Here is a 23,460-nt window from a genome sequence, read left to right as displayed (position 1 = left end):
CCGCTTGCAGCGAGTTCAGTACTTGCGCGACGGCAGCACCTGCGCCGCCACGTCCATCGGGAACACCGTTTCGTTGGTCACGATGCGCTTGGGCAACTGCTTGCCCGCCACCACTTCCTTCACGGCGGTCATGAGTTGCGGCCCGAGCAGCGGGCTGCACTCCACGTCGACATTCATCTTGCCCGCGATCATCGCTTCGAAGCCGCCCTTGGTGGCGTCGAACGAGACCACGCTGATGTCCTTGCCCGGCTTCATGCCCGCTTCTTCCATGGCCTGGATCGCACCGAGCGCCATGTCGTCGTTATGCGCGTAGACCACGTTGATCTTGTTGCCATACGTCTTGGCGAACGCTTCCATGACCTGCTTGCCGCCTGCAAGCGTGAAGTCGCCGCTCTGCGACGCGATGATCTTGAACTTCGGATCGTTCTTGATCACTTCGATGAGACCCGCGTGACGGTCGTTGGCCGGCGCTGAACCCACGGTGCCCTGCAGCTCGACGATGTTGATCGGGCCGGGGTTGTTCTTGTAGTGGTCTTCGAGCCACTTGCCTGCGCGCCGGCCTTCTTCCATGAAGTCCGAGCCGATCATCGTCACGTACAGTGAGGTGTCCTTCACGTCGATGTTGCGGTCGGTGAGGATCACGGGAATGCCCGCGCGCCTGGCTTCCTGCAGCACCGGCTCCCAGCCCGACTCCACCACGGGCGAGAAGGCAATCACATCCACCTTCTGCGCGATGTACGAGCGGATCGCCTTGATCTGGTTTTCCTGCTTCTGCTGCGCGTCCGAGAACTTGAGGTTGATGCCGGCGTCCTTGGCGGCCGCCTTGATCGATACGGTGTTTGCCGTGCGCCAGGCGCTTTCCGCGCCGACCTGCGCGAAACCCAGCGTGATCTGCTTGTCTTCCGCGTGGGCGACGCCGGCCGCCAGCGAGAATGCGGCCGCCGCAGCGACGAGCCCGCTTATCATGCGAGTTACCAGTTTCATGCGTGTCTCCGATGTAGCCTGTTCGTTGTATTTCTTTAAAACATGGCGCTACACCCGCGTCCATCACGGCCGGACAGTATCACGAGAAGTATCGCGCCATCCCAAGCCAGGGCCGCCCTTTTCGGGGGGACCCTGGTCGTCGCCTGCTGACCACAATAGACAAACTATATGCAACGCGATGATGGGTTTCGATTAGCGTTTTCCCGAGAATCCCCCCTCATATAGTCATGCTATTTATTGAATATTCTCACTAAGTGGGCAAAACCATGAACACCCGTAAGCCCAAGCTTCGCTCGGCCGCGTGGTTCGGCACCACGGACAAGAACGGCTTCATGTACCGGAGCTGGATGAAGAATCAGGGTATCCCCGATCACGAGTTCGCGGGCAAGCCGATCATCGGCATCTGCAATACGTGGTCGGAGCTCACGCCCTGCAACGCGCATTTCCGCAAGCTCGCCGAGCACGTGAAGCGCGGCGTGTATGAGGCGGGTGGCTTTCCTGTTGAGTTTCCGGTGTTCTCGAACGGCGAATCGAACCTGCGGCCCACGGCCATGTTCACCCGCAATCTCGCCTCCATGGATGTTGAGGAATCCATACGAGGTAATCCCGTCGATGCGGTCGTGCTGCTGGTGGGCTGCGACAAGACCACGCCCGCGCTCCTGATGGGCGCGGCGAGCTGCGACGTGCCCGCCATCGTCGTGACCGGCGGCCCGATGCTCAACGGCAAGCACGAAGGGCACGATATCGGCTCGGGCACTGTGGTGTGGCAACTGAGCGAACAGGTGAAGGCGGGCAAGATCTCGATCCATCAATTCATGTCGGCCGAGTCGGGCATGTCGCGCTCGGCGGGCACCTGCAACACCATGGGCACGGCCTCGACCATGGCGTGCATGGCCGAGGCGCTGGGTGTTTCGCTGCCGCACAACGCGGCGATTCCGGCCGTCGATGCACGCCGCTACGTGCTCGCGCACATGTCGGGCATGCGCATCGTGGAGATGGCGCTGGAAGACCTGCGTTTGTCGAAGCTGCTCACGCGCGAAGCGTTCGAGAACGCGATCCGCACGAACGCGGCCATTGGCGGCTCGACCAATGCGGCGATCCACCTGAAGGCGATCGCGGGGCGCATTGGCGTGCCGCTCGAACTCGACGACTGGACGCGCATCGGGCGCGGCACGCCGACCATCGTCGACCTGCAGCCCTCGGGCCGCTTCCTGATGGAGGAGTTCTATTACGCGGGCGGCTTGCCCGCGGTACTGCGGCGGCTCGGTGAAGCGAACCTGCTGCCGCATCCCGATGCGCTCACGGCCAACGGCAAGTCGCTCTGGGAGAACGTGCGCGAAGCGCCCATTCACAACGCCGAGGTGATCCGTCCGCTCGAGCGCCCGCTCGTCAGGGACGGCGCGCTGTGCGTGCTGCGCGGCAATCTCGCGCCGAACGGCGCGGTGCTCAAGCCTTCGGCGGCGACCCAGAAGCTGCTCAAGCATCGCGGGCCCGCCGTCGTGTTCGAGAACTTCGACGACTACAAGGCACGCATCGGCGACCCCGATCTCCAGGTCACGGCCGATTCCGTGCTCGTCATGAAGAACTGCGGCCCGAAGGGGTATCCGGGCATGGCCGAAGTGGGCAACATGGGGCTGCCGCCCAAGCTGCTCGCGCAGGGCGTAACCGACATGGTGCGCGTTTCAGATGCACGCATGAGCGGCACCGCGTATGGCACGGTGGTGTTGCACGTCGCGCCGGAAGCGCGCGCGGGCGGGCCGCTCGCGATCGTGCGCGACGGCGACTGGATCGAACTCGACTGCGAGAAGGGGCTGCTGCGCATCGATATCGGCGACGAGGAAATTCGCGCTCGGCTCGATGCGTGGGCCGCGCAACAGCAGCCGGTACCAGCGGATCGCAGCGGCTATCGCAAGCTCTATGTCGAGCACGTGCTGCAGGCCGACGAAGGCTGCGATTTCGACTTCCTCGTGGGCTGCCGCGGCGCGGAGGTGCCGAGCCATTCTCATTGAGGATGCCGAAGCGAATCGCCGCTGTTCACGCCGCCGTTCACGCCGCTTTTTGCATCCGCTCCTGCGCGCCGAGGCAGCCAAGCCCCATGAGCGTTGCCTCGACGGCTTCGTCGAGCGGCGTATGGGGCTCGCGCCCGAGTTCGGCCACGAGCCGCGCGTTGTCGAGCTGCAACGGCTCGCGCCACAAATAGCGCATCTCCATCAGCTCACGCAGGGTCGTGACGAAGGGCGACACGGCGCGCACGAAGGTCCAGGGGAAGGGCTTGCGTTGCGGCTCCAGTCCGTGACCCCGGGCAACGCGGCAAATCGCTTCGGAGAGCTGCATGCCATTGGCGTCCCAGTGGCCGGCCATATGGAACGTGGCGAACGCAGGCAACGTGTCGCGCCGCGCGATCAGTTCGAGCATCGTGCGCGCCACGTCCGGCACATACGACCAGGCGTGACCGATGCCGCGCGCGCTGGGTTCGCGCACGACCTGCACCGGCGCGCCCGCCTTCACAAGCCCTTGTGCGAACCAGCTGTTGCCCACGCGTGGCCCGAAGAAGTCGCCCGCGCGCACGACGATCGAACGCACACCGCGCTCGCTCGCGGCTTGCATGCGCCGCTCCAGTTCGACGCGAATCGCGCCCTTGCGGGTGAGCGGCTGCTGCGGCGCGTCTTCACGCAGCACCGGGAACGTGTCGGGCCCGTAGTTGTAGACGGTGCCCGGCAGCACGACGGTCGCGCCCGTGGCGGCCGCGGCGGCGAGCGTGTTGTCGATCATCGGCAGCACGACTTGCGCCCAGCGCCGGTAGCCGGGCGGGTTCACGGCGTGCACGATCAATGCGCAGCCTTGCGCCGCGCGTAGCACCGCGTCGCGCGAGAGCGCGTCGCCGTCGATCCATTCGATGTGCTCAGCCTCGGGGAGCGCCGGATTTGTCGCCTGCACGCCCGGCGCGGAGCTGGACGCCGGGCTGGGCGCTCCACCGCGCCGCAACGCGCGCACCTGCCAGCCGGCCTCGCGCAACTGGCGCGCCACTTCGCTGCCGATACCGCCGCTCGCGCCGAGCACGAGCGCACGGCTTCGCGGATTCAGGGGGATGCCGTTCATGCGGATTCTCCTCGCGGATCAGCTGTCATGAAGGCCATTCTGCGCTGTTACCCACCAATAGAAAATTGGCGAAAATAGACGGGAGACTATACATTTATGTATAGCTTCCGATCTGGACTGGAAATCGGTAGCCGCCGAATCCGCTTGTGTTCATTCCGGCGGGCAGATGTGATCGGGGACGTACGGAAGGCGGGCCTTGTCATCGAGCTTGTGGCTCTGGAGATTTGCATATCATGGCCGAAAGGGAACCGAACTGGGAGTGGTACCGGAGTTTTCTGCAGGTCCTGGAGAGTGGCTCGTTGTCGGCGGCCGCCCGCTCGCTGGGCATCACGCAGCCAACCGTTGGACGTCACATCGAAAGTCTGGAGGCGGCGCTGGGGCTCACGCTTTTCACGCGCTCGTCCGACGGGTTCTCGCCCACCGAAGCCGCCAATGCACTGAAGCCGTACGCCGTGGGACTGGCGATGACCTCGGCCGCATTGCGCCGGGCGGCGAGCAGTCATGGAACGGGAGTCCGCGGTACGGTTCGGCTCACCGCGAGCGAGGTCATCGGCGTCGAGGTCTTGCCGCCGATATTGGCAGTCCTGCGCAATGAACATCCAGAGCTGACGATAGAACTGGTGCTGTCAAACAAGGCGGACGATCTGCTGCGTCGTGAAGCCGATATTGCGGTACGCATGTTCCGCCCGGTGCAGGAGGCACTGATAGCCAGGCGCATCGGTGCGATTGAAGTCGGTCTGCACGCCCACGAACGCTATCTGGCGGTTCACGGCGTGCCCAGGTCGATGAAAGAGTTGTCACGTCATACGCTCATCGGCTTCGATCAGGAGACCGCATACATTCGCTCGGTCAAGAATAAGGTTGAAGCTTTCACGCGCAGTCGCTTTGCTTTTCGAGCCGATAGCGACCTCGCCCAGTTGGGCGCAATACGCGCCGGGTTCGGTGTCGGCGCGTGCCAGTCTCCCCTGGCGGCAAGAGATCCGGGCCTGGTCCGGGTGCTCCGGCGAGAATTCTCGCTGACTCTGGACACGTGGGTGGCCATGCACGAAGACTTGCGCACGAGCGCGCGCTGTGCCGTGACATTCGCAGCGCTTGTTTCGGGGTTGCACGCCTATCTATCCGGCGCATGATCCATCCTCACTGCATCGTTTCGGTCCCGACGATCAGCCCTGCGTTGAGCCAGCTCGCGAGCAGCGCGCCGGCTTTCTCCACACCTTCATCCTCGCCTAGCCGCACAGCCAGCCACTCGCACAGCGACTCGAAACTGGCGTCGCGCTGCAGGCGCAGCAGTGCCGCGTGCTCGAGCGCATCGACCTCCTTGAACCAGGTGGCGTAGCCAACCCGCCAGACGAGCAGGCCGCGCGCTTCGGCAAGCATCTCGCTTTCGGGCAGCGTTTGTTCCGCGCACAGGGCCGACCAGATGGCCTCGGCGTTGGTGGTCGCGACACGGCTTCTGAGCGACGGCGTGAGGTGGATGCGCGCAGTACCCCAGTCGATGTCCGTCAATCCGTCCAGTGAAAGCGGCGAAGCATCCGCTGAGACGAACGCATCCGAAACGGCGTACTCGATCCATGCGAGCTCATGGAGATCGGGGTTGTCCGGGAACACGGCCTTGAGCGTTTCATCGAAAGCGCTGCCGTAGACATCGAGCGTCCAGGCATGCGGCGGCTGGCGGCCGATATGGCTGATCGCCGCATGGATGAAATTTTCCTCGCCGAGCCATTTGCGCACCTGCGGGAAGGATGTTTCGAGGCAACCGACGAGTTGCGCGCGGTAGTTGTTCTGGTACACATCCAGGCCGGCGCCTGCGTGGCGCGCCACATTTCGCATGGGAGCGTCATTGCCTTCGACGAGCCACGCGCGAAACTGCGCCTGCATCTGGGCGAGCGTCATGCGGCCTCCCGCTCGGTGGCGTGCAGCGCATGAACGTTGCCGAAGGTAGCGCCGGCGGTGCTACGGGCCGCAGCACGTGTGCGCCGCGCAATGGCGAGCTCATCCAGTAGATGCTGCAGCGGCGGAATATCGCCGTCTCGCTCGATCATCGTCGCGACGGGGCCGAATCGCGATACGGCATGCGTGTAAAGCGCCCAGACCTCGTCGCGCACGGGCGTGTCGTGGGTGTCGATGAGCAGGCCGCGCCCCTGCGTATGGCCTGCGAGATGAATCTGGCGCACGCGCTGCGCGGGGATGCCCTCGAGATATTCGAGCGGATCGAATCCATGATTCGTAGCACTTACGAAAATGTTGTTGACGTCGAGAAGCAGTTCGCATCCCGTGCGCTGCGTCATGCGTGCGACGAACTCCCATTCGGTCATGGAGGCGTCGTCGAACACCAGATAGCTCGAAGGGTTTTCGACAAGCAGCGTGCGTCCGAGTGCGTCTTGCGCCACCTGGATGTGCGTGCAGACGACGTCGAGTGCTTCTTCTGTATAAGGAACCGGCAGCAGATCGTGAGAATTGAAGCCCCCAAAGCGCGACCAACTCAGGTGGTCGGACACGAATAGCGGTTCGATTTCGTCGACGAGTGCTTTGAGCCGACGCAGATAGCCGGCGTCGAGACCGTCCGCCGACCCGATCGACATCGAAACGCCGTGCAGCGCAACCGGATGGCGTTCACGGATCTGCCGCAGGATATGGCGCGGTTGCCCGCCGTCGACCATGAAATTCTCGGAAATGACTTCGACGAAGTCGACCGGCACGGCCGTCTCCAGGAAGTCGCGGTAATGCTCCTTGCGCAGGCCGAGGCCATAGCCGGAAAAGCGGGGGTTGGAAGCGGGCATCGCGGGTATCCGGTCGGGACATTGAAGGGGCGCCGGCCCGGCTCGAAGGAGCCGGGCCCGGAGGCGCGTGACTTCGGGTTACTTCGGCTCGGTCAGCGTGCCGCCCAGTGCATGGCACTCGGTCGGCGTTTTGACGAGCAGGCCCTTGCCCTTGCAGCTGTTGAGGCCCTTGCAATCGTTCTGCGAAGTCGCGCAGAGCCCTTGGCCCTTGCAGGCATTGACGCCATAGCAGCGGCCCGGTTGCTCGGTGCCGGCCGCGTTAGCGGCAGTGGCGACCGAGGCCGAAGCGAGGGCGAGCAGTGCGGCGGCGGCCGCGAAGCTCGCGCGGGATTTGATAGTCATGCTCATGATTTCTCCATGGCTTGTTGAGGGAACGACTCGAAAAATCGGCTGGTGAAAGCGTGCAGGCGCGAACGCGGTCAGTGAGCGTTGAGCGCTGCATTCTCGATGACCTGTGCAACCGCTTCGGGCTGCGAGATCTCGACGGAATGGCTTGCGTTGATCTCGGTGACTTTCGAGTGCGCGCGTGCGGCCATCCAGCGTTGCAGATCCGGGCTCAGCGCGCGGTCCTGCGTGGCGACGATGGCGTAGCTCGGATGGTCGTGCCAGGCCGCCTCGAATGGCGCGGCACCGAATGCCGCGAGGGTGGCCGGCACCTGCGAGACGGCCATGAAGCCAGTGCGTTCGGGCGCCACGTCGCCGGCGAAGTCGGCGGCGTAATGGGACTGATTGAAGTAGATGTGACCGTCGCGCGTCGTCACCCAGTCGTTGCTGGGCGCCGGCATTGAAGAGACGAGTTGGGTCACGCTCTCCAGCACGTCGGGCTGATACGCCGCGACGTAGACGAGCGCTTTCACTTTCGCGCGCGCGCCCGCGGCCGTGATCACCTCGCCGCCGTAGCCATGGCCGACCAGCACGACAGGCCCGACGGCCGCGAGCGTGGCGAAGCGCACGGCGCCGACGTCTTCGTCGTAGTTCGTGAGCGGCTCCTGCACGACGTTCACGTTGTAGCCCTTGTGGGTCAGGATGTCTTCCACGGTGCGCCAGCCCGAACCGTCGGTGAAGGCGTCGTGGACGATGACAATGTTCTTCACGCCGGCGGGCGCGCTCGGCGTCTGCGCGGACGCGAGGACGGGCGCGGCCAGCGCGATGCAGGCGGCGGCGATGGACGAAAGAATGCGCATGCGTTGTCTCCGGGGGGCCTCGATCGGCCAATGAGGTTGATGAGTTGTTGAGTTGATGAAAGAGGGGGCGGCGCGCCGAGCTGGCGGCCGACATCTTGCGCTACGTGTTGGAACGGCGGGTACGCCAGGCATCGACGGACCATGCGCCGCCGCCATAGGCAATGAGCGGCAGCAGCAGCCCCGCCCAGCTCAGGTGCGTGGGCCACGCGTCGGGATAGACGAAGATCTCGATCACTGCCGTCATGGCGAGCAGCACGAAAGCCGCGGGACGCGTGAGCAACCCGAGCACGAGCAGGATCGGGCACAGGTGTTCCGTGTAGGTGGCGAGGTGCGCGGCGAGTTCGGGCGAAATGAGCGGCAACGCGTATTCCGAGCGGAACAGCTCATAGGTCGAGGGTTTGATCGTCAGTAGTCCCTGGACTTTCGTGCGACCTGAGAGAAAGAAGATCGCGGCGATGCCAAGCCTCGCCACGAGCAGCAGCAACGCGGGCGGCAACGCGCGCTGCAGCACTGTCTCGATGTGCGGGAGCGGTGGCTGCGCCACCGGCTTTGCGCGCGTGCTCATGACGTGGCCTTCAGCGAGCCGTAGCCCTTCGGTGTCTTGATGGTCGTGCAGGTGCCTTTGTCGACGAGTACGAAGGCGTTGCCCTGATAGTCGACCTTCGATGTGGCAGCGCACGTAGTGCCGGGGCCAGCGGCGCAGTCGTTCTTGCCGGCGAGCGCGACGCCGAAGCATTTTTCCTGCGGTTTCCTGTCCGCGTCGGAGGCGTGGGCCAGGCCGCTGGCCACGCTGATCGAGAGGGCAAAGGCGGCGGCGAGGCCGGCTCGGGTACGGTTCATGGTGTTCTCCTGGGGCAACAGCGGCTAAGGGTGGATCGGCGACCAGGCGCGCCGCGGGCAGGGCTGGCGGCGCTCAGGCTTACGGGCTACTTTCACGGCGCCGGGGCGGCGGGCAAAGGCCGTCCGGCGTTGACGCCATTGAAGCGCGCGCGTGTATCTGGGTTGTTTCCGGGAGGGGCGCCGCGTGCAACGTCGTGTATCTCGCGTGCCCGCATATACATTGGGAAACAAACCGGACGATCGAAAATCGGGGACGGGGAGAGGGGGCGCTACGATCAGTACGCCGGGTATGGCGTTCTCGATACGTTTGACCAGCTGCTCAGTCGCAAGACGGTGCTTTCACCGGGCGAGTATCAGAGGGGATTTGCGCGCCTTTTCGTGGATCGAGAGGCGGAACGCGAGTGCATGTTGTCGCCCGCCAGCATGGCGCGACGTAGGGTGAGGCGGGAGGATGACTTTGCGTTTGCTTTCGAATGTATCTGCAATGCGAACGGATACACGCGCTTGCAGAACCGCACGTTGTCGAAACAAGCCAAATAAAACGCTGCGTTGCGAATCTGCTGGCTGGCATATCGAGGCGCATGAACCTTTCTGCCAGACGCATTTCACGCACTGGCAAACGGGGCTGCCGCCCGCAGGGGCGGCCACGACCCTGCGCCGCTCACGCTTCGCCGGGCGCGCCCAACTCGATGGTCGGCTCGCAGAGTATGGGAAAGTTCACCGAGTTCGCGATATAGCACTGTTCGTGCGCCGCATGGTGCAGGCGCTCGGCGAGGCTGCGATTGTCGCTCGCGCGGATCGTCACGCGCGGGCGCAGCACGATCTGCGTGAAGGCGCCGCGCTGAGGTGTATCGGCCATCGTGCCAACGGCATCGTCCTCATAGGCGAGCACCGCGATGCCCGCGTCGGCGCAAAGATGGAGATACCAGAGCTTGTGGCACGCCGAGGCTGAAGCCACGAGCAGGTCTTCGGGGTTCCAGCGCGCGGCGTCGCCGCGAAAGGCAGGGTCCGACGAGCCGGGAATATCCGGCTTGCCGCTTGCACGGATGACGTGATCGCGGCCGTACTCGCGATAGCCCGAGGTGCCGCTGCCGCGATTGCCGGTCCATTGCACCGAAACGCGGTAGGTGTGTTCGCCGTGCGCCATGTCGCTCTCCATGTGATCAAACCGTTTGGGTCAATTATGACAGCTGGTGAGCTGCTATACCGTGCGTGCGGCAATGCCCGCCAGCTCGCGGCCATTCGCGGCCATCGCGACGCGTATGCGCGCGGGCGCATATGATGGCGCATTCACACGGATCACCGCGCTTTTTACGACATTTTTTCTTGAGGCCCTTACCGCGCAAATCTAGACTGGGTGCATCGAAACCACTGGAGACGCCATGTCGAACGCGCGTGCCCCACAGCGCCTGGATGAACGGATCGCCTGCATTCAGCCCGGCATAGGCCGGCTCGTGCTGCGGCGTTTCGATGCGCGCCACGATTCATGGGAGGCGCTCACGCGGCTCCTGAATCGGGCGTTCGCGCGCCTCGCGGCACTCGGGTTGCATTGCTTGTGCGCCGATCAGTCGGCGAACATCACGCGTGAGCGCGCGCTGGCCGGCGACTGCTTCGTGGCCGTCTGCAATGGCAGGATCGTCGGAACGCTCACGGTGAAAGGGCGCGACAGTCATTCGCAGTGCGAACATTATCGCCAGCGCGGCGTTGCCTCGGTCCATCAGTTCGGTATCGAGCCGAAGTGGCAAAGCCGCGGTATCGGCCGCGCGCTGCTCGCTTTCGCGGGCCATTGGGCGGCCGCACGCGGGTACACGCAAATCGCGCTCGACACGCCGTTCCCGGCCGACCACCTGATCGCGTTCTATCGCGCGCAAGGCTTCAGTCTGGTCGATGTCGTGCGCTTTGCCGGCCGTGGCTACGACAGCGCGGTGCTCAGCAAGGCAGCGGCGCTGCATGGCGGCGGCGGGTTCCCGCATGCGCCCGGCGCGCTGCCCCATGCGCTGGGGGCGAGCCCGTTCTTGTGAGGCATGCCCGCAACGCTCACGCCGTGCGGGCCATTTGCGCTTCGCGCGCCAGATAGCGCAGGAATTCAGCGGCGGGCATTGCCTTCGCGTAGAGCCAGCCTTGCGCATACTGCACACCGCGCTCGCGCAGGTAGTTGGCTTGCGCCTCGGTTTCCACGCCTTCGGCGACTATCGCGAGGTCGAGGCTGCGCGCCATGTCGATGATGTGCGGCACGATCTTGTTCGCTTGCGCGCCGCTCGCGAGCGAGCGGGTGAATGTCTTGTCGATCTTGATGCCGTCCACCGGCAGCTCCTGCAGATAGGAGAGGCTCGAGTAGCCAGTGCCGAAGTCGTCGATGAAGATGAGGTGGCCGGCCGCACGATATGCCTCGATTGCCGGCGCTGCCCTTGCCGTGTCGACAAACGCGCGCTCGATCGTTTCGAACCAGATCTGCTCGGGGCGCACCGCGTATTTCGCGAGGCTGGCCTTCAGCGTGTCGAGCAAGCGCGTGCCCGCGAGATCCTCGCCCGAAAGATTGATCGAAACGTGCAGGTCGTGGCGCCGGGCAAGGAGGCTGCCCACGCCCTCGAATACGGACTGTACGACCTGATCGGTGATGGGCTCGACGAGCCCGAGCGATTCGGCCATCGGGATGAACGTGTCGGGTGCGACCACGGTGCCGTCCTCGAGCTTCCAGCGCACGAGTGCTTCCGCGCCGACGCAGCGCCCGCTTTCGAGCGAGACGAGCGGCTGCAGCCAGGCCTCGAATTGCCGCTGGCGGATGGCCTGCAGCAGCACGCTGCGCGGCGTGCGCTGCATGCGCCGCCAGTGCATGACGAGCCACGTGCCGATCGCGCTCGTGACGAGCGCGGGCGCGAGCATCGCCCTGAGTTGCGCAAGCAGATTCCTGCGCACGCGGCCTTCGGGCTCGTAGGCGACCACGGCGATCGGATAGCGACGCGAGCGCTCCACGACGTAATAGCGCCCCTCGAAGTAGGGGCTGCCGGTTTCGCGCAGCAGCGCCGCGCGCATGAGGTCGGGGTCCGTGCGCGGCCAGCGCGAGATGATGGTGCCGTCCTGCGCTTCGAGCACGGCGAGCTCGATGGTGTCGTCGAGCGACACGATGTCGAGGTAGAAGCGCGTGTCGATCACCACTATGTGGCTGCCGAGACGCATGTTGAGCATGCGCTGCTCGTGCCCGGGCTCGCCAACCTCCGTATGCCAGGCGGTGAAGCCTTCTGCATAGGTCCATTTGGGGGGCGGCAGCGCTTCGTCGATCAGGCCGCGCAGCGACGTGCAGCGCAGCCGCTCGCCATCCGTCCAGCCAGCTTCGCGAATGTATCGAAACTGCTCCTCGGCGCGGCGCAAATGCTGCAGGTGCTCGCCCGTGCACGGCGTGCCGTCGAACGGTGTGAGCATGCGCAAAGCGGCTTCGGCATCGGAGGTCACCAGCTCTGCGCGCAGCAGCGCGCGGCGCGAGAACGCGTCGATCTGGTGCCGCTGCTGGCGCTCCGAAACGGCGTTCGAAGCGTAGACGGCGAGCGCGAGCGTCGTCAGGATGGCGAACGCCACGACACAAAACGTCCTCAAGGCGGCGAGTCGGTTGCTCATGGCGTGTCGGGCTCCGGCGGGCACGAACGAAGGCGGCGGGTCGCGAAGATCAACGGCATGCGCTGCGCCTTGACACGTTCTTTGATCGCTGCAGCCGATGGTAACGTTTTTCGCCCGGTGTCGACGTGCTGCTGTCCCGGCTGGATGCCGGTGCGATCGGAATGGCCAGCATGAGCCAACCGATGCGCGGCGCATGAACGCCCGCGCAGGCGCGCTCACGCACGCGCCGGATCGATCGTTCTGGAATCCTCTGCAACGACACGGTTGCGGCCGGCCGCCTTCGCGGCATAGAGCCGCCGGTCGGCTACCGACATGAGCGTGTCGTAGTTGGCGGGGCAGTCCGTGGGAGTTGCCGCGACGCCTATCGACACCGTGAACGCAATGGCGTCCGGGTGGGCGGCGTCGCCCGGCGTGGGGGCGTGAGCCGCGTGCGCCTCGACCTCCGCGCGGATGCGCTCGGCCACGGCCGCCGCCGTTTCGAGATCGGCGCCGGGCAGCAGTGCGGCGAACTCCTCGCCGCCCACGCGCGCGGGCAGGTCCACGCTGCGCAGGCTGTGGCGCAGGATCTGCGCGAATATCGCCAGCACGCGGTCGCCTGCCGCATGGCCAAAGCGGTCGTTGACGCGCTTGAAGAAGTCGATGTCGAGCATCAGCATCGCCAGGGCGCTCGCCCCCGGTTGGGTGCGCCCGGCGCGCTCGAGCGTCTCGTCGAAGACTTCCTCGAAGCGGCGCCGGTTCGCGAGACCGGTGAGCGGGTCGCTGCGCGCGAGCGTTTCGAGCCGCGTGCTCGCTTCGACGTAGTGGCCGAAAATGCTCGTGACGATGCGCAGCGTGCCGACGAGGAGCACGGCGATCGCCACCCACGCGACGATCAGCGGGCTGCTGAACACGGTACGCGCCGCCGCGAGCGTGAGTTCGCGGTCGCTGGTGGTCGCGAGCAGGATCCATTTCGAATCGCCCACGTGCTGGTAGAGCAGATAGTTGCCCTTGTGCCGTACATAGCCCTGGCCGCGCTTCAACCAGAGCGCGGCCTGTGCCCGTGCCGTGTCGAGCAGTTGTGCATCGAAGTCTGCAGGACGCTGCGTCGTGATCCGGCCATCGAGAAAGTAGACGAGGTCGCCGTTACTATTCAGGAGACCGAATTCTATGGGTTCGTCGTCTTCTGACGAGCCGGCTGCGGCGAGCTGCAGTGCGAGCAGGCGCGATGGCACGACGTCCATGAACACCGCTCCGCGAAAACTGCCGTGCGCATACACCGGGGCGCTCAGCGTGGCGATCGCCTCGCTCTTTTTCGATTCGGCATAGATCGGTGTCGAAATGACGTTGCGCTCGGGATTGTGTTCGGGGAGCTGCAAGCGGTAGTACGGCATGATGCTAAAGCGCTGCAGCAGGTCGGGCGCTTGCACGTCCCGGCGCTCGGGCGAAAGCACATATACGCCGTTGGTGGAGACGAATGCCACTGTGCTTTGCACCACGTCGCCATGCTGGCTGATCGCGAGCAGCGGGCTGATGGCGTGGGCGAGCACGATGTCGGAGGCCAGCGTGGCCGTGTTCCGGTGAAAGCCTTCGAGGCCCACGAGCGCCTGTGCGTTGGTGCCGAACACGCTCGGGCCGTCCTTCGCGCCGGGGACTTCCCATGCGGGCTTCGTGCTCGCTCGCAGCGCGGCCTGCACGGCCGGATTCTGCAGGCCGCTGCGCTGTTCGCTGGGCGAGGTGAGCACGTGCTCGGCGTAATCGCGCAGGAAGAAAAGACGGCGGCGCTCCGCGGAGATCAACGCATTCACCCCCACGGCGCGCACTTCCAGGTCGCGCTGGCGGCTCTGGAGGTCGTAGCGGGTCATGCTGTAGAGTTGCCTCAGGCCCACGAGGCTCACGAGTATCAAGGCGGCGAGGAAGCACACCGTCACCACCAGGTACGGCCGTTTCATGACCATGCTGGAGAAGCGAGCAGGCCGCGTGCGGCCTGGCGTGTGCTGCATGAAACCCTCCGGACGCCGAATGGACGCGCGGGTACTGCTGCGTGGCCCGGCGGCGCGAACCGGGCGTGGCGAAAAGCATAGCATTGCACGGCAGGCGGGGCTCGCGCGGCGCACCTCGACCAAGCGCAGCCGCAGCTAGCGGCGCTCAGGCTTACTCAGCCTTACTCGGCCGCACACGGCTGCACCCAGCCGCACTCAGCCGCGCCATGCGGAATGGCGGATCACGCTGCAGAAGTTGCCGGCGTGGAAATGCGGGTCCTTGTCCGCGAGCACGTCGGCTTTCACATTGCCGAAGGTTGTTGCAGGCTTGTGCTTGATGACGTTGTAGAAGGTCTGGATGATGTCCTCCTTGAAATGCTCGGTGCGCGGATGCGCGTGCACCACGGCTTCGCGTTGTGCCTCGCTGAACTGGTCGTAGGCAATGCCGAGCACGTCCATTTCCACGCCGGCGGTGAGGAGTGCGATCACGGGATGCATGTGCTCTGGAATGCCAGGCGTCGTATGCAGGGCAATGGCCGTCCACACGAGGTCGATGTCCTGTTGCGAGATGCCGTGCCCGCGCAGGAAGTCGCGCGCCACGTTCGCGCCGTCCACTTCGAAGCGCTCATGCTCGCTGCTGTGCGCGTGCGTGAGTCCCATGTCATGGAACATCGCGCCTGCGTAGAGCAGTTCGCTGTCGAACTTCAGGCCCCGGCGGCGGCCGGCCAGCGCGCCGAAGTAATAGACGCGGCTCGAATGGTGGAAAAGCAGCGGCGATTCGGTGTCGCGCACGAGTTCGGTGATTTCGCGCGCGAGCTTGCTGTCGGGGATGGCGACGTCGGCGAGGGTCAGGTTCATCTTGGTGCTCCGTTGGGGTGGGTGGTGAGATTCATTGTGGTCTGTGCCAGACGCGTCCTCAATCAACGGATGCCGTGGTTTTCTGCCATTTCGCTTGAGATACGGGTCGCGGTGGCGGCGGTGCCGGCTTCACCTGTCGCATCGCGCCCGCGCCGCCGGCAGGGAAATTTCGCTACGACCCGGCATTCGCGGCGATAATCGCCAAAATCGATTCGATCGGCGCGTTCTCAATGCACGATGCATACGCCGCGAAACGGCGCCGTGACCGTCGAGTCGGGTAGCGGCCGCCTGGGACAGCGATTCATGACCATGCGGCTCGCCGCGCGTCGTCACCATTGCTTCGTTGCGGGGAACGCGCTGCGCCATTCCGGTCGGTAAAACAAGAAGCCATACGAGACCAGACTATGTATTCGATCCTGCCTGCGTTCGTGTCCGCACTCTTTCTGGGTTTCGGCGCATACGTGCTCTTGACCGAAGGCGTGACGCGCCTCTCGGTGCCGTTCGCGCTGATGTGCGCGACCACGTTCTTCTGGCAGGGCACGTGGGCCTTTCTGTTTCAGACATCCGATGCCGAACTGGCCGCCGTGCTCGTCAAGGCCGGTTACTTTTTCATCCTGTTTCTGCCCACCACGTTTTATCACTTCGTGATCGAAGTGAGCGGGCGGCGCGGCGAGCGCTCGCTGCTCATCGGCTCCTATGCGCTGAGTCTGCTGCTTGCGGTGCTGCTGCGCACGGGCAACGAAGTCGTGGACGGCTACGGCACGTTTTTCTTCGGAAAATATCCGCAGGCAGGCACGCTGCATCCCGTGCACGTGGCGCAGACGGTGGTGCTCGCGTGCCGCAGCGCGTGGCTGCTGTTCGTCGCGCGCCGCCAGACGCAAGCGCACGAACGCCGCCGCCTGCTCGACCTGTGCCTCTTCAGCCTCTGCCTGTATGGGCTCGCCGCCTCCGACTACGCCGTCAATTACGGCGCCGCGTTCTATCCCATGGGGGCGGTTTTCATCGCGATCAGCCTGGGCATACTCGCGGTCACGATCGTGCGTCATGGCCTCATGCGGCCCTACCTGATCGCGGCCGCCGTTGCGCACGAGGTCGCCACGCCGCTCGCGGCCATCGGCATGCATGCCGAGGAGATCGGCAACGCGCTGCCCGAACTCATGCGCGGCTACCAGCTGGCCGTGCAGCACGGGCTGTGTGCCGACGCGCTTCATCCGGGGCAGGTCGAGCGGCTCAGCTCGCTCGCTTCGTCGATTCGCCGCCAGGTGGATAGCACGAGCACCGTGGTTGAAATGTCGCTGGCTTCGCTCGCGCTCGACCGGTTCGGTCGCCGCAGTCTGGAGATGGGCGCCATCCTGAGACAGCCGGTGTACCACCCCGTCTCCGTCGTTTTCCTCGACGACAGCGCCGACTTTCTCCACGCGCTGCGCGGTCTCTTTCCCGACGCGCCCACGGACCGCTACTTCACGAGCGCCCGCGAGGCGCTGGCTTTCGTCGCTTCGCAAGAGGCCCGCCAGACGGCGGCCAACCTCGCAGCGGGCGCCGTGTGGTCGGCGTTCGAGAAGAACGGCGGCAACGCGCTGGGCGAGGACGTGATGGCCGACGCGGCGCGCTTTGGCGACATCGCCGCGCTCGTTGTGGACTACGAAATGCCGGAGATGAACGGCCTCGAATTCCTCGCCGCCGTGAAGGACCTTGCGTGCACGCGCATCCTGCTCACGGCCGTGGCCGATGAATCGCGCGCCGTGGAGGCCTTCAACGCGGGTCTGATCGACTTCTATGTGAAGAAGTCGGACCCCGCCATGACGCGCAAGCTGCGCGGCGCGATCGACGATGCCAAACGCAAGTTCTGCGCGCGGCGCGGGCATATCGGCTTGCACGGGGTGGGTGCGGTCTACGCGAACCGGCGCACGGCCGACGTGCTGCACGAACTCGCGCAGCGCGAACGTCTTGTCGAGTACTACTGGCGGCCCGACCAGAATGCCGTGCTGACGTTCGATGTTGAGGGCAACGCGGGCGTGTTTCTCGCGTGGGACGCTCGCGACTGGGCGGCGCAGTGCGACGTGGTGGCCGACGAAGGCGGCCCCGGCACATGGCGCGAGGAGATGGCGGCGCGCCGCGTCATGCCGGTGTTCTGGCCGCACGAGGCATACCGCCCGGGCATGGCGCGCGTGGAGTTCGCAACGCCGAAGCCGGTGCCCGGCCTCGACGACGCGCATACGAGCTGGACCCGCATCGGCGACCCGGGCCTGGCGTCTGGGTTGATCACGTTCGCGGCGTGGCGGGCCGCGACCGGCGCGCCGGGTGGGGGCGGCCGCTTCGCGTGATTTCGTGTGATTCTGCGTGAGCCTGCGTGAGTTCGCGTGAGTGCAGGCCACGCGCCGGGCGGCGCATGGCTGCGGCCGGCGCGGCGATCTAGAACGTTTCCCAGTCCGGGGTGTCGTTCGACGCCTTGGCCACGGGCGTTGCCGTCGCGGCTGCGGGGGCCCCGGTTCCGGCCTTGCGCGGTGCCGGGCTCACAGCTGGCGTCATGCGCGCCGGCGCCGGGCGCCTGAGCGCTGCGGCGGGTGCTGCAGAAGCAGCGGGGCGCGCGGCACGCGCGGGCCGAGCCGCCGCCGTCGATACTGACGATGCTGACGACGCCGCTTGCGCCCCAACCCGGAACACCGTCACGACCTCACGCAACCCGGTGGACTGCGCGGCCATCGACTGCGCCGCGGCCGAGGCTTCCTCCACGAGTGCCGCGTTCTGCTGCGTCACTTCGTCCATCTGCGCGACCGCGCGGTTGACCTGCTCGATGCCGCTGTGCTGCTCTTCGGATGCGGCCGCGATCTCGCCCATCAGGTCGGCCACGCGGCGCGCCGAGATCACCACCTCGTCGATGGTCTTGCCCGCTTCGTCGACGAGCTGCGAGCCTTGCGCCACCTGCGCCACCGACTGCCCGATCAGGTCCTTGATCTCCTTCGCGGCGCTCGCGCTGCGCTGCGCGAGGCTGCGCACCTCGCCGGCCACGACCGCGAAGCCGCGGCCCTGGTCGCCTGCGCGCGCCGCCTCGACGGCCGCGTTGAGCGCGAGAATGTTGGTCTGGAAGGCAATGCCGTCGATCACGCCGATGATCTGCTCCACGCGCTGCGAGCTGCCCGAAATCTCGTTCATCGTCTCGACCACGCGGCGCACGACCTCGCCGCCGCGTGCCGCTACTTCGGATGCGTTGACGGCGAGCGTGTTGCCCTGGCGCGCGTTGTCGGTGTTGTGCTTGACCGTGGCCGTGAGCTCTTCCATGCTGGCGGCCGTTTCCTCGAGCGAGGCGGCCTGCTCCTCGGTGCGCGAGGAGAGGTCCATGTTGCCGGCCGCGATTTGCTGCGCGCCCGTCGTGATCGATTCCGCCGAAGCCTGGATGCGTTGCACGGTCCCGACCAGTTGGCGCTGCATCTGGTGCATCGCGTGGAGGAGGCTTTGCTGGTCGCCGTTCGCGAGGTTCACGTGGGCCGTGAGATCGCCTTCGGCAATGCGCCGGCAGATTTCCGAGGCGTACTCGGGGTCGCCGCCAAGGCTCGTGCGAATGATGCGAATGAGCCACATGAGGCCGAGCGTCACCGCCGCGCCGATCACGGCCACGAGCAGAAGGCTGCGGATCAGCGCGGCCTCGAAGGCGTCGTCGATGTCGTCGGTATAGACGCCGGTGAAGACGTGCCAGTCCCAGTCCTGCGCGAAGGCCGAATACGAGATCTTCTCGACCGGCGCGTCCTTGCCTGGCTTCGGCCACCAGTAGTTGCTGAAGCCGTCGCCGCCCGGCGACGAACTCTTGACGATTTCGACCGCGACGCGAGTGCCGCGCGGGTCGGTCGTGTTCGCCTGGCTCTTGCCTTCCATCTCGGGCTTGGGCGGTACGAGCACCGCCATGACGTTGCTGTCGTAGATGCCGAAGTAGCCGCTCTGGTTCTCGCCATAACGCATGCTGCGCAGCGTGGCGATGGCGAGGCGCTTTGCGTCGTCGGCGCTCATGTGCCCGGCAGCCGCTTCCTTCTGGTAGTACGAAACGACGCCCATTGCCGTTTGCGTTTCCTGCTCGAGCAGGGCCTTGCGGTCTGCCAGCAAGCCCGAGCGCGTCATGAAGGCGTTGGTGACCACCAGCACGACGAGTGAGGCCCACAGGAGCGCGACGATGCTCCAGGCCTTCTGATTCAACGTTATTCGCTTCACGTTCCCTTTTCTCCAGCCATCCTCGATTGTGTTCTCGTGGCGGCGGGGACCCGCGGCGCCGACATGTTTAACGGACAGGCCGCTGGAAACATGAGGGCTCGTTCGGACGTTCCTTGCGCCTGATGCGGGTTCGTGGCGCCAAACGTGACGTTTGCCTTACGGCCGCAGCGGCGCTGTCGAGGCACGCACGACGAGGCGCGGCGCCGACGTCACACGCACGCGCGAGGCCGCCGCCGTGGCCGAAGCCGGCGTTTCGATCAGCTCCGTGAGCAGGGCCACGGCCAGTTCCGCCGCCTCGGTCGTTGCAACTGCAACGGTCGTGAGCGTGGGACGCGACTCGCGCGCGAGCCGGATATCGGTGATACCGACCACGGAGAGCTTGCGCGGCACGTCGAACCCGAGGTCCGCGGCGGCCTGCATCGCGCCGAGCGCAGGCAGGTCGTTGGTGGCGAACAGGGCGGTGAGCTCGGGGCGCTGCGCGAGCAGTTCGCGCGCGGCCGCGTAGCCGCCTTCGGTCGTGTCAGCGGCCTGGCGCACGGGCGCGAGCGCGCCGTCGAGGCCGGCCGCCTGCATGGCCGCGACGAAGCCTTCATAGCGCGCCGCGTGGATGCCCGAGACCTTGCTGCCGACGATCGCACCGATACGCCGGTGCCCAAGCGAGAGCAGGTGCTGCGCGGCAAGTTCGCCCGCGAGCCGGAAGTCCACGGCCACGCAGGGGAGGCCCGGCGGATCGAGCGGGCGCTCCCACATGCACAGCACGACGGGCGCGCCGCGCCGCTCGGTGGCGCGCAGGTCGGCAAAGTCGAGGTTGGCGTTCATCACGAGCACGCCCGCCGAAAGCGTGCCGGCGATCTGCTCAAGGTAGGCGCGCCCCGTTTGCGGGTCGCCGTCGGTGTTGCAGATGATGAGGAACTGGCCGCTGCGCCGCAGCGCATTTTCCACGGCGAGCGCGAACTCGGGGTAGAACGGATTGGCGATGCTCGACACCATCAGCGCGATGGTGGGCGGCCGGCCTTCGGCGAGCGCGCGCGCGGACAGATGCGGGCGGTATCCCAGCGCCTCGACCGCTTCGAGCACGCGCTCACGCGTGGCCTCGCCCACGCGCCCGCGGTTGCGCAGCACGTTCGACACGGTGGCCGGCGTAACGCCGGCGCGGCGCGCGACTTCGCTCAGGGTCGGCATGTAATCTCAAAATATGGGATGGTCATTCAATATTTGCCTGATGGTCGCGTCACGCTGCAGTATTGCCCGACTATCAGAACGATTATCGGAGACACGGCAGGCCTGGATCGCGCGCGATCGTTTTTTTATGGCTTGCTGATTAAGCGCTTAATCTCCGCTTCGTGCTGATTAGAACATGGAGAGGAGACGATGGCGAGCATATCGTTACGTGGCGTTCAGAAGGTATACGGCGACAACGCGCCGGTGATTCGCAACGTCGATCTGGAAATCGGCAGGAACGAGTTCTGCGTATTTCTCGGGCCTTCGGGCTGCGGCAAGTCCACGCTGCTGCGCATGATTGCGGGCCTCGAAGATGTCACGGAAGGCGATATTTCGATCGGCGGCAAGCTCGTGAACGAGGTCAGCGCCGCGCAGCGCGGCGTGGCCATGGTGTTTCAGAGCTACGCGCTCTTTCCGCACATGAGCGTGTACGAGAACATGGCGTTTGGCCTGAAGCTCGCGAAAACGCCGAAGGCCGAGATCGACCGCAAGGTGCGCGAGGCCGCCCGCATCCTGCAACTCGAAGCGCTGCTCGATCGTCACCCGAAGGCGCTTTCGGGCGGCCAGCGGCAGCGCGTGGCGATTGGCCGCGCGATCGTGCGCGAGCCCGGCGTGTTCCTGTTCGACGAACCGCTCTCCAATCTCGATGCGACCTTGCGCGGCCAGACGCGCATCGAGATTGCGCGCCTGCATCGCCAGTTCGAGCAGGCGAGCGTGGTGTACGTCACGCACGACCAGATCGAAGCGATGACGCTCGCCGACAAGATCGTGCTGCTGCACAGCGGTAAGGATACCGAACGATATGGCAGCATCGCGCAGGTGGGGGCGCCGCTCGAGCTCTATCACCGGCCCGCGAGCCGTTTCGTGGCGGGCTTCATCGGGTCGCCGCGCATGAATTTTCTGCCCGCGCGGGTGGTGGCCATCGAGGCGGACGGCGTGAGCGTCACGCTCGACGAAAGCGGCGAGACGGTGCGTCTGCCCGTGCAGGGCGCGCGCCTCGCCGTCGGCGCGCCGGTCACGTTCGGCGTGCGTCCCGAGCATCTCGAACCGGTGGAGAACGCCGCGCCGGGCGCGCAAGACGGCACGCGGGACGGCCGCGATGTCTTGACCATCACGCGAACCATCACGCTCGTCGAGGAACTCGGCGAGCACAGCTACGTGCACCTCGATCAGCCGGGCGGCGCGGCGCTCATCGCCAAGGCGCCCGGCGGCGCGCGCCTGCAACCCGGCGAAACCGCGCGCTTTCGCGCGAGCGTGAGCGCGTGCCACCTGTTCGCGGAGGACGGCTTCGCCGTCGCGCCGCTCGCCACCGTCGATCAAACCGCATGAGAACAACGAGCGAGGACATAAGAATGCGTCTTGGAGTTTGCTATTACCCCGAGCATTGGCCTGAGGCCATGTGGAAAGACGACGCTGCGCGCATGAAGGCGCTCGGCATTGCGCAGGTGCGTATCGGCGAGTTTGCGTGGAGCCGCATCGAGCCCTCGCCCGGCGAGTTCGACTGGGGCTGGCTCGATCGCGCCATCGACACGCTCGGCGCGGCGGGCCTGCAGGTGGTGATGTGCACGCCCACTGCCACGCCGCCCAAGTGGTTGATCGACCGGCACCCGGACATCCTGCCCGTTGGCGCCGATGGCCGCGTGCGCGCGTTCGGCTCGCGGCGGCACTACGATTTTTCATCGCCCACGTATTTCGAGGCGTCCCGGCGCATCTGCGAAGCGGTCGCCGCGCGTTACGGCCAGCATCCCGCCGTCGCTTACTGGCAGACCGACAACGAATATGGCTGCCATCAAACGGTGGTCAGCTACTCGCCGGCCGCCGTGCGGCGCTTTCGCGAATGGCTGCGCGAGCGTTACGGCAGCGTGGAGGCGCTCAACACCGCTTGGGGCACCGTGTTCTGGAGCATGGAGTACCGCAGCTTCGACGAGATCGACGCGCCTATCGGCACCGTGACGGAGGCGCATCCTTCGCATCGGCTCGACTACCGCCGTTTTGCCTCCGATGAAGTGCGGCGCTACAACCGCATGCAGGTCGACATCTTGCGCGCGCATTCGCCGGGCCGGCCCATCGCGCACAACTTCATGCAACTCTTCACCGAGTTCGACCACTACAAGGTTGCCGCCGATCTCGACGTCGCCACCTGGGACAGCTATCCGCTCGGCGCGCTCGAAGAGCAGTGGTATGCGCCCGAAGTCAAGGCGCGCTATCTGCGCACGGGTCACCCGGATTTCGCCTCGTTCAATCACGACGTGTATCGCGGCATGTCGAAGCTGCCGTTCTGGGTCATGGAGCAGCAGCCCGGTCCCGTGAACTGGGCGCAGTGGAACCCCGCGCCGCTGCCGGGGATGGTGCGCTTGTGGAGCTGGGAGGCTTTCGCGCATGGCGCGGGCTGCGTGTCGTATTTTCGCTGGCGCCAGGCGCCGTTTGCGCAGGAGCAGATGCACGCGGGCCTGAATACGCCCGATAACCGGCCCGATCTCGCCAGCGCGGAGGCGGCGCGCGTGGCCGAGGAAATCGACGCGGTGCTCGCGGCGGCAAAGGCGGACCGCGACTTCGACTTCGACGTGAAGACACCCGTTGCGCTCGTGTTCGACTACGAGGCCAAGTGGCTCTTCGAGATCCATCCGCAAGGCGCGGATTTCCACTATCCGCGCTTTGCTGTGGAGTACTACTCGGCGCTGCGCGCGCTCGGCTTCGACGTGGATATCGTTTCGGTGCACGCGC

Annotated in this window: 20 protein-coding genes and 1 pseudogene; 7 read left to right on the top strand and 14 right to left on the bottom strand. The window is 65.8% G+C overall.

From position 1 onward, the window contains the following. Positions 1 to 15: 15 nt before the first annotated feature. On the bottom strand, positions 16 to 966 hold the full coding sequence (locus VMJ11_RS09835) for an ABC transporter substrate-binding protein (protein WP_414694354.1): 951 nt from the start codon (positions 964 to 966) through the stop codon (positions 16 to 18). Between the two features lie 284 nt (positions 967 to 1,250). Between VMJ11_RS09835 and VMJ11_RS09830 the strand changes: the two genes are divergently transcribed. Beyond that, positions 1,251 to 2,993 carry an IlvD/Edd family dehydratase gene (locus VMJ11_RS09830; RefSeq protein WP_325619223.1) on the top strand — a complete coding sequence of 581 codons (1,743 nt, stop codon included), beginning with the start codon at positions 1,251 to 1,253 and terminating at the stop codon, positions 2,991 to 2,993. 37 nt (positions 2,994 to 3,030) lie between these two features. On the opposite strand, the gene VMJ11_RS09825 is transcribed toward VMJ11_RS09830, so the two are convergent. Further along, positions 3,031 to 4,083 carry an NAD-dependent epimerase/dehydratase family protein gene (locus VMJ11_RS09825; RefSeq protein ID WP_325619222.1) on the bottom strand — a complete coding sequence of 351 codons (1,053 nt, stop codon included), beginning with the start codon at positions 4,081 to 4,083 and terminating at the stop codon, positions 3,031 to 3,033. Positions 4,084 to 4,316: 233 nt separating this feature from the next. Here VMJ11_RS09825 and VMJ11_RS09820 point away from each other — a divergent pair, with 233 nt between their 5' ends. Further along, on the top strand, positions 4,317 to 5,213 hold the full coding sequence (locus VMJ11_RS09820; RefSeq protein ID WP_325619221.1) for a LysR family transcriptional regulator: 897 nt from the start codon (positions 4,317 to 4,319) through the stop codon (positions 5,211 to 5,213). A 7-nt stretch (positions 5,214 to 5,220) separates the two neighbouring features. On the opposite strand, the gene VMJ11_RS09815 is transcribed toward VMJ11_RS09820, so the two are convergent. From VMJ11_RS09815 to VMJ11_RS09785, 7 genes are all read right to left on the bottom strand, one after another. Continuing rightward, positions 5,221 to 5,976, bottom strand: a complete 756-nt coding sequence (locus VMJ11_RS09815; RefSeq protein ID WP_325619220.1) for a DNA-binding domain-containing protein — start codon at positions 5,974 to 5,976, stop codon at positions 5,221 to 5,223. Next, entirely contained in the window at positions 5,973 to 6,863 is an 891-nt protein-coding gene (locus VMJ11_RS09810) for a DUF692 domain-containing protein (RefSeq protein ID WP_325619219.1), read from the bottom strand. The genes VMJ11_RS09815 and VMJ11_RS09810 overlap by 4 nt, the downstream gene beginning before the upstream one ends. Positions 6,864 to 6,941: 78 nt before the next feature. Beyond that, a complete protein-coding gene (locus tag VMJ11_RS09805; protein ID WP_325619218.1) occupies positions 6,942 to 7,205 on the bottom strand; it encodes a hypothetical protein in 264 nt (87 codons plus the stop codon). Between the two features lie 77 nt (positions 7,206 to 7,282). Beyond that, positions 7,283 to 8,047, bottom strand: coding sequence for an alpha/beta hydrolase (locus tag VMJ11_RS09800; RefSeq protein WP_325619217.1), 765 nt, complete (start codon positions 8,045 to 8,047; stop codon positions 7,283 to 7,285). Positions 8,048 to 8,147: 100 nt separating this feature from the next. Continuing rightward, on the bottom strand, positions 8,148 to 8,612 hold the full coding sequence (locus VMJ11_RS09795; protein WP_325619216.1) for a DoxX family protein: 465 nt from the start codon (positions 8,610 to 8,612) through the stop codon (positions 8,148 to 8,150). Beyond that, positions 8,609 to 8,887: a DUF2282 domain-containing protein gene (locus VMJ11_RS09790; protein ID WP_325619215.1), complete on the bottom strand. Its 279-nt coding sequence runs from the start codon at positions 8,885 to 8,887 to the stop codon at positions 8,609 to 8,611. Before VMJ11_RS09790 ends, VMJ11_RS09795 begins: the two co-directional genes overlap by 4 nt. 661 nt (positions 8,888 to 9,548) lie before the next feature. Next, positions 9,549 to 10,034 carry an OsmC family protein gene (locus VMJ11_RS09785; RefSeq protein ID WP_325619214.1) on the bottom strand — a complete coding sequence of 162 codons (486 nt, stop codon included), beginning with the start codon at positions 10,032 to 10,034 and terminating at the stop codon, positions 9,549 to 9,551. A gap of 235 nt (positions 10,035 to 10,269) precedes the next feature. On the opposite strand from VMJ11_RS09785, the gene VMJ11_RS09780 reads away from it, so the two are divergent. Further along, complete coding sequence (locus tag VMJ11_RS09780) at positions 10,270 to 10,908, top strand: GNAT family N-acetyltransferase (protein ID WP_325619213.1); 639 nt, start codon at positions 10,270 to 10,272, stop codon at positions 10,906 to 10,908. 16 nt (positions 10,909 to 10,924) lie between these two features. Here the strand turns inward: VMJ11_RS09780 and VMJ11_RS09775 are convergent, their stop codons facing one another. The 3 genes from VMJ11_RS09775 to VMJ11_RS09765 all read right to left on the bottom strand — a co-directional run bounded on the left by VMJ11_RS09775 (position 10,925) and on the right by VMJ11_RS09765 (position 15,315). Then, positions 10,925 to 12,499: an EAL domain-containing protein gene (locus VMJ11_RS09775; RefSeq protein WP_325619212.1), complete on the bottom strand. Its 1,575-nt coding sequence runs from the start codon at positions 12,497 to 12,499 to the stop codon at positions 10,925 to 10,927. Between the two features lie 215 nt (positions 12,500 to 12,714). After that, complete coding sequence (locus tag VMJ11_RS09770) at positions 12,715 to 14,427, bottom strand: diguanylate cyclase (RefSeq protein WP_325619211.1); 1,713 nt, start codon at positions 14,425 to 14,427, stop codon at positions 12,715 to 12,717. A 246-nt stretch (positions 14,428 to 14,673) separates the two neighbouring features. Then, positions 14,674 to 15,315 carry an HD domain-containing protein gene (locus tag VMJ11_RS09765; protein WP_325619210.1) on the bottom strand — a complete coding sequence of 214 codons (642 nt, stop codon included), beginning with the start codon at positions 15,313 to 15,315 and terminating at the stop codon, positions 14,674 to 14,676. 404 nt (positions 15,316 to 15,719) lie between these two features. On the opposite strand from VMJ11_RS09765, the pseudogene VMJ11_RS09760 reads away from it, so the two are divergent. After that, a pseudogene (locus tag VMJ11_RS09760) lies at positions 15,720 to 16,653 on the top strand (histidine kinase N-terminal 7TM domain-containing protein); the annotation flags it as partial. Positions 16,654 to 16,655: 2 nt separating this feature from the next. Continuing rightward, positions 16,656 to 17,639, top strand: coding sequence for a response regulator (locus tag VMJ11_RS09755; RefSeq protein ID WP_325619257.1), 984 nt, complete (start codon positions 16,656 to 16,658; stop codon positions 17,637 to 17,639). A gap of 88 nt (positions 17,640 to 17,727) precedes the next feature. Here VMJ11_RS09755 and VMJ11_RS09750 read toward each other — a convergent pair whose 3' ends face one another. Then, the gene (locus VMJ11_RS09750) at positions 17,728 to 19,515 is read right to left on the bottom strand and encodes a methyl-accepting chemotaxis protein (protein WP_325619209.1); all 1,788 of its coding nucleotides are present in this window, start codon (positions 19,513 to 19,515) and stop codon (positions 17,728 to 17,730) included. A gap of 156 nt (positions 19,516 to 19,671) precedes the next feature. Continuing rightward, entirely contained in the window at positions 19,672 to 20,697 is a 1,026-nt protein-coding gene (locus VMJ11_RS09745; protein ID WP_325619208.1) for a LacI family DNA-binding transcriptional regulator, read from the bottom strand. Between the two features lie 189 nt (positions 20,698 to 20,886). On the opposite strand from VMJ11_RS09745, the gene VMJ11_RS09740 reads away from it, so the two are divergent. Both VMJ11_RS09740 and VMJ11_RS09735 read left to right on the top strand, forming a co-directional pair. Then, a complete protein-coding gene (locus VMJ11_RS09740) occupies positions 20,887 to 22,065 on the top strand; it encodes a sn-glycerol-3-phosphate ABC transporter ATP-binding protein UgpC (protein WP_325619207.1) in 1,179 nt (392 codons plus the stop codon). A gap of 23 nt (positions 22,066 to 22,088) precedes the next feature. After that, the coding region (locus VMJ11_RS09735; RefSeq protein ID WP_325619206.1) for a beta-galactosidase at positions 22,089 to 23,460 on the top strand (1,372 nt) is incomplete at its 3' end.

The organism is Paraburkholderia sp., from assembly GCF_035501035.1.
Classification (GTDB): Bacteria; Pseudomonadota; Gammaproteobacteria; order Burkholderiales; family Burkholderiaceae; genus Paraburkholderia.
Note: the sequence above shows the minus strand (reverse complement) of the source record. Positions and strands in the feature narration are given on the sequence as shown.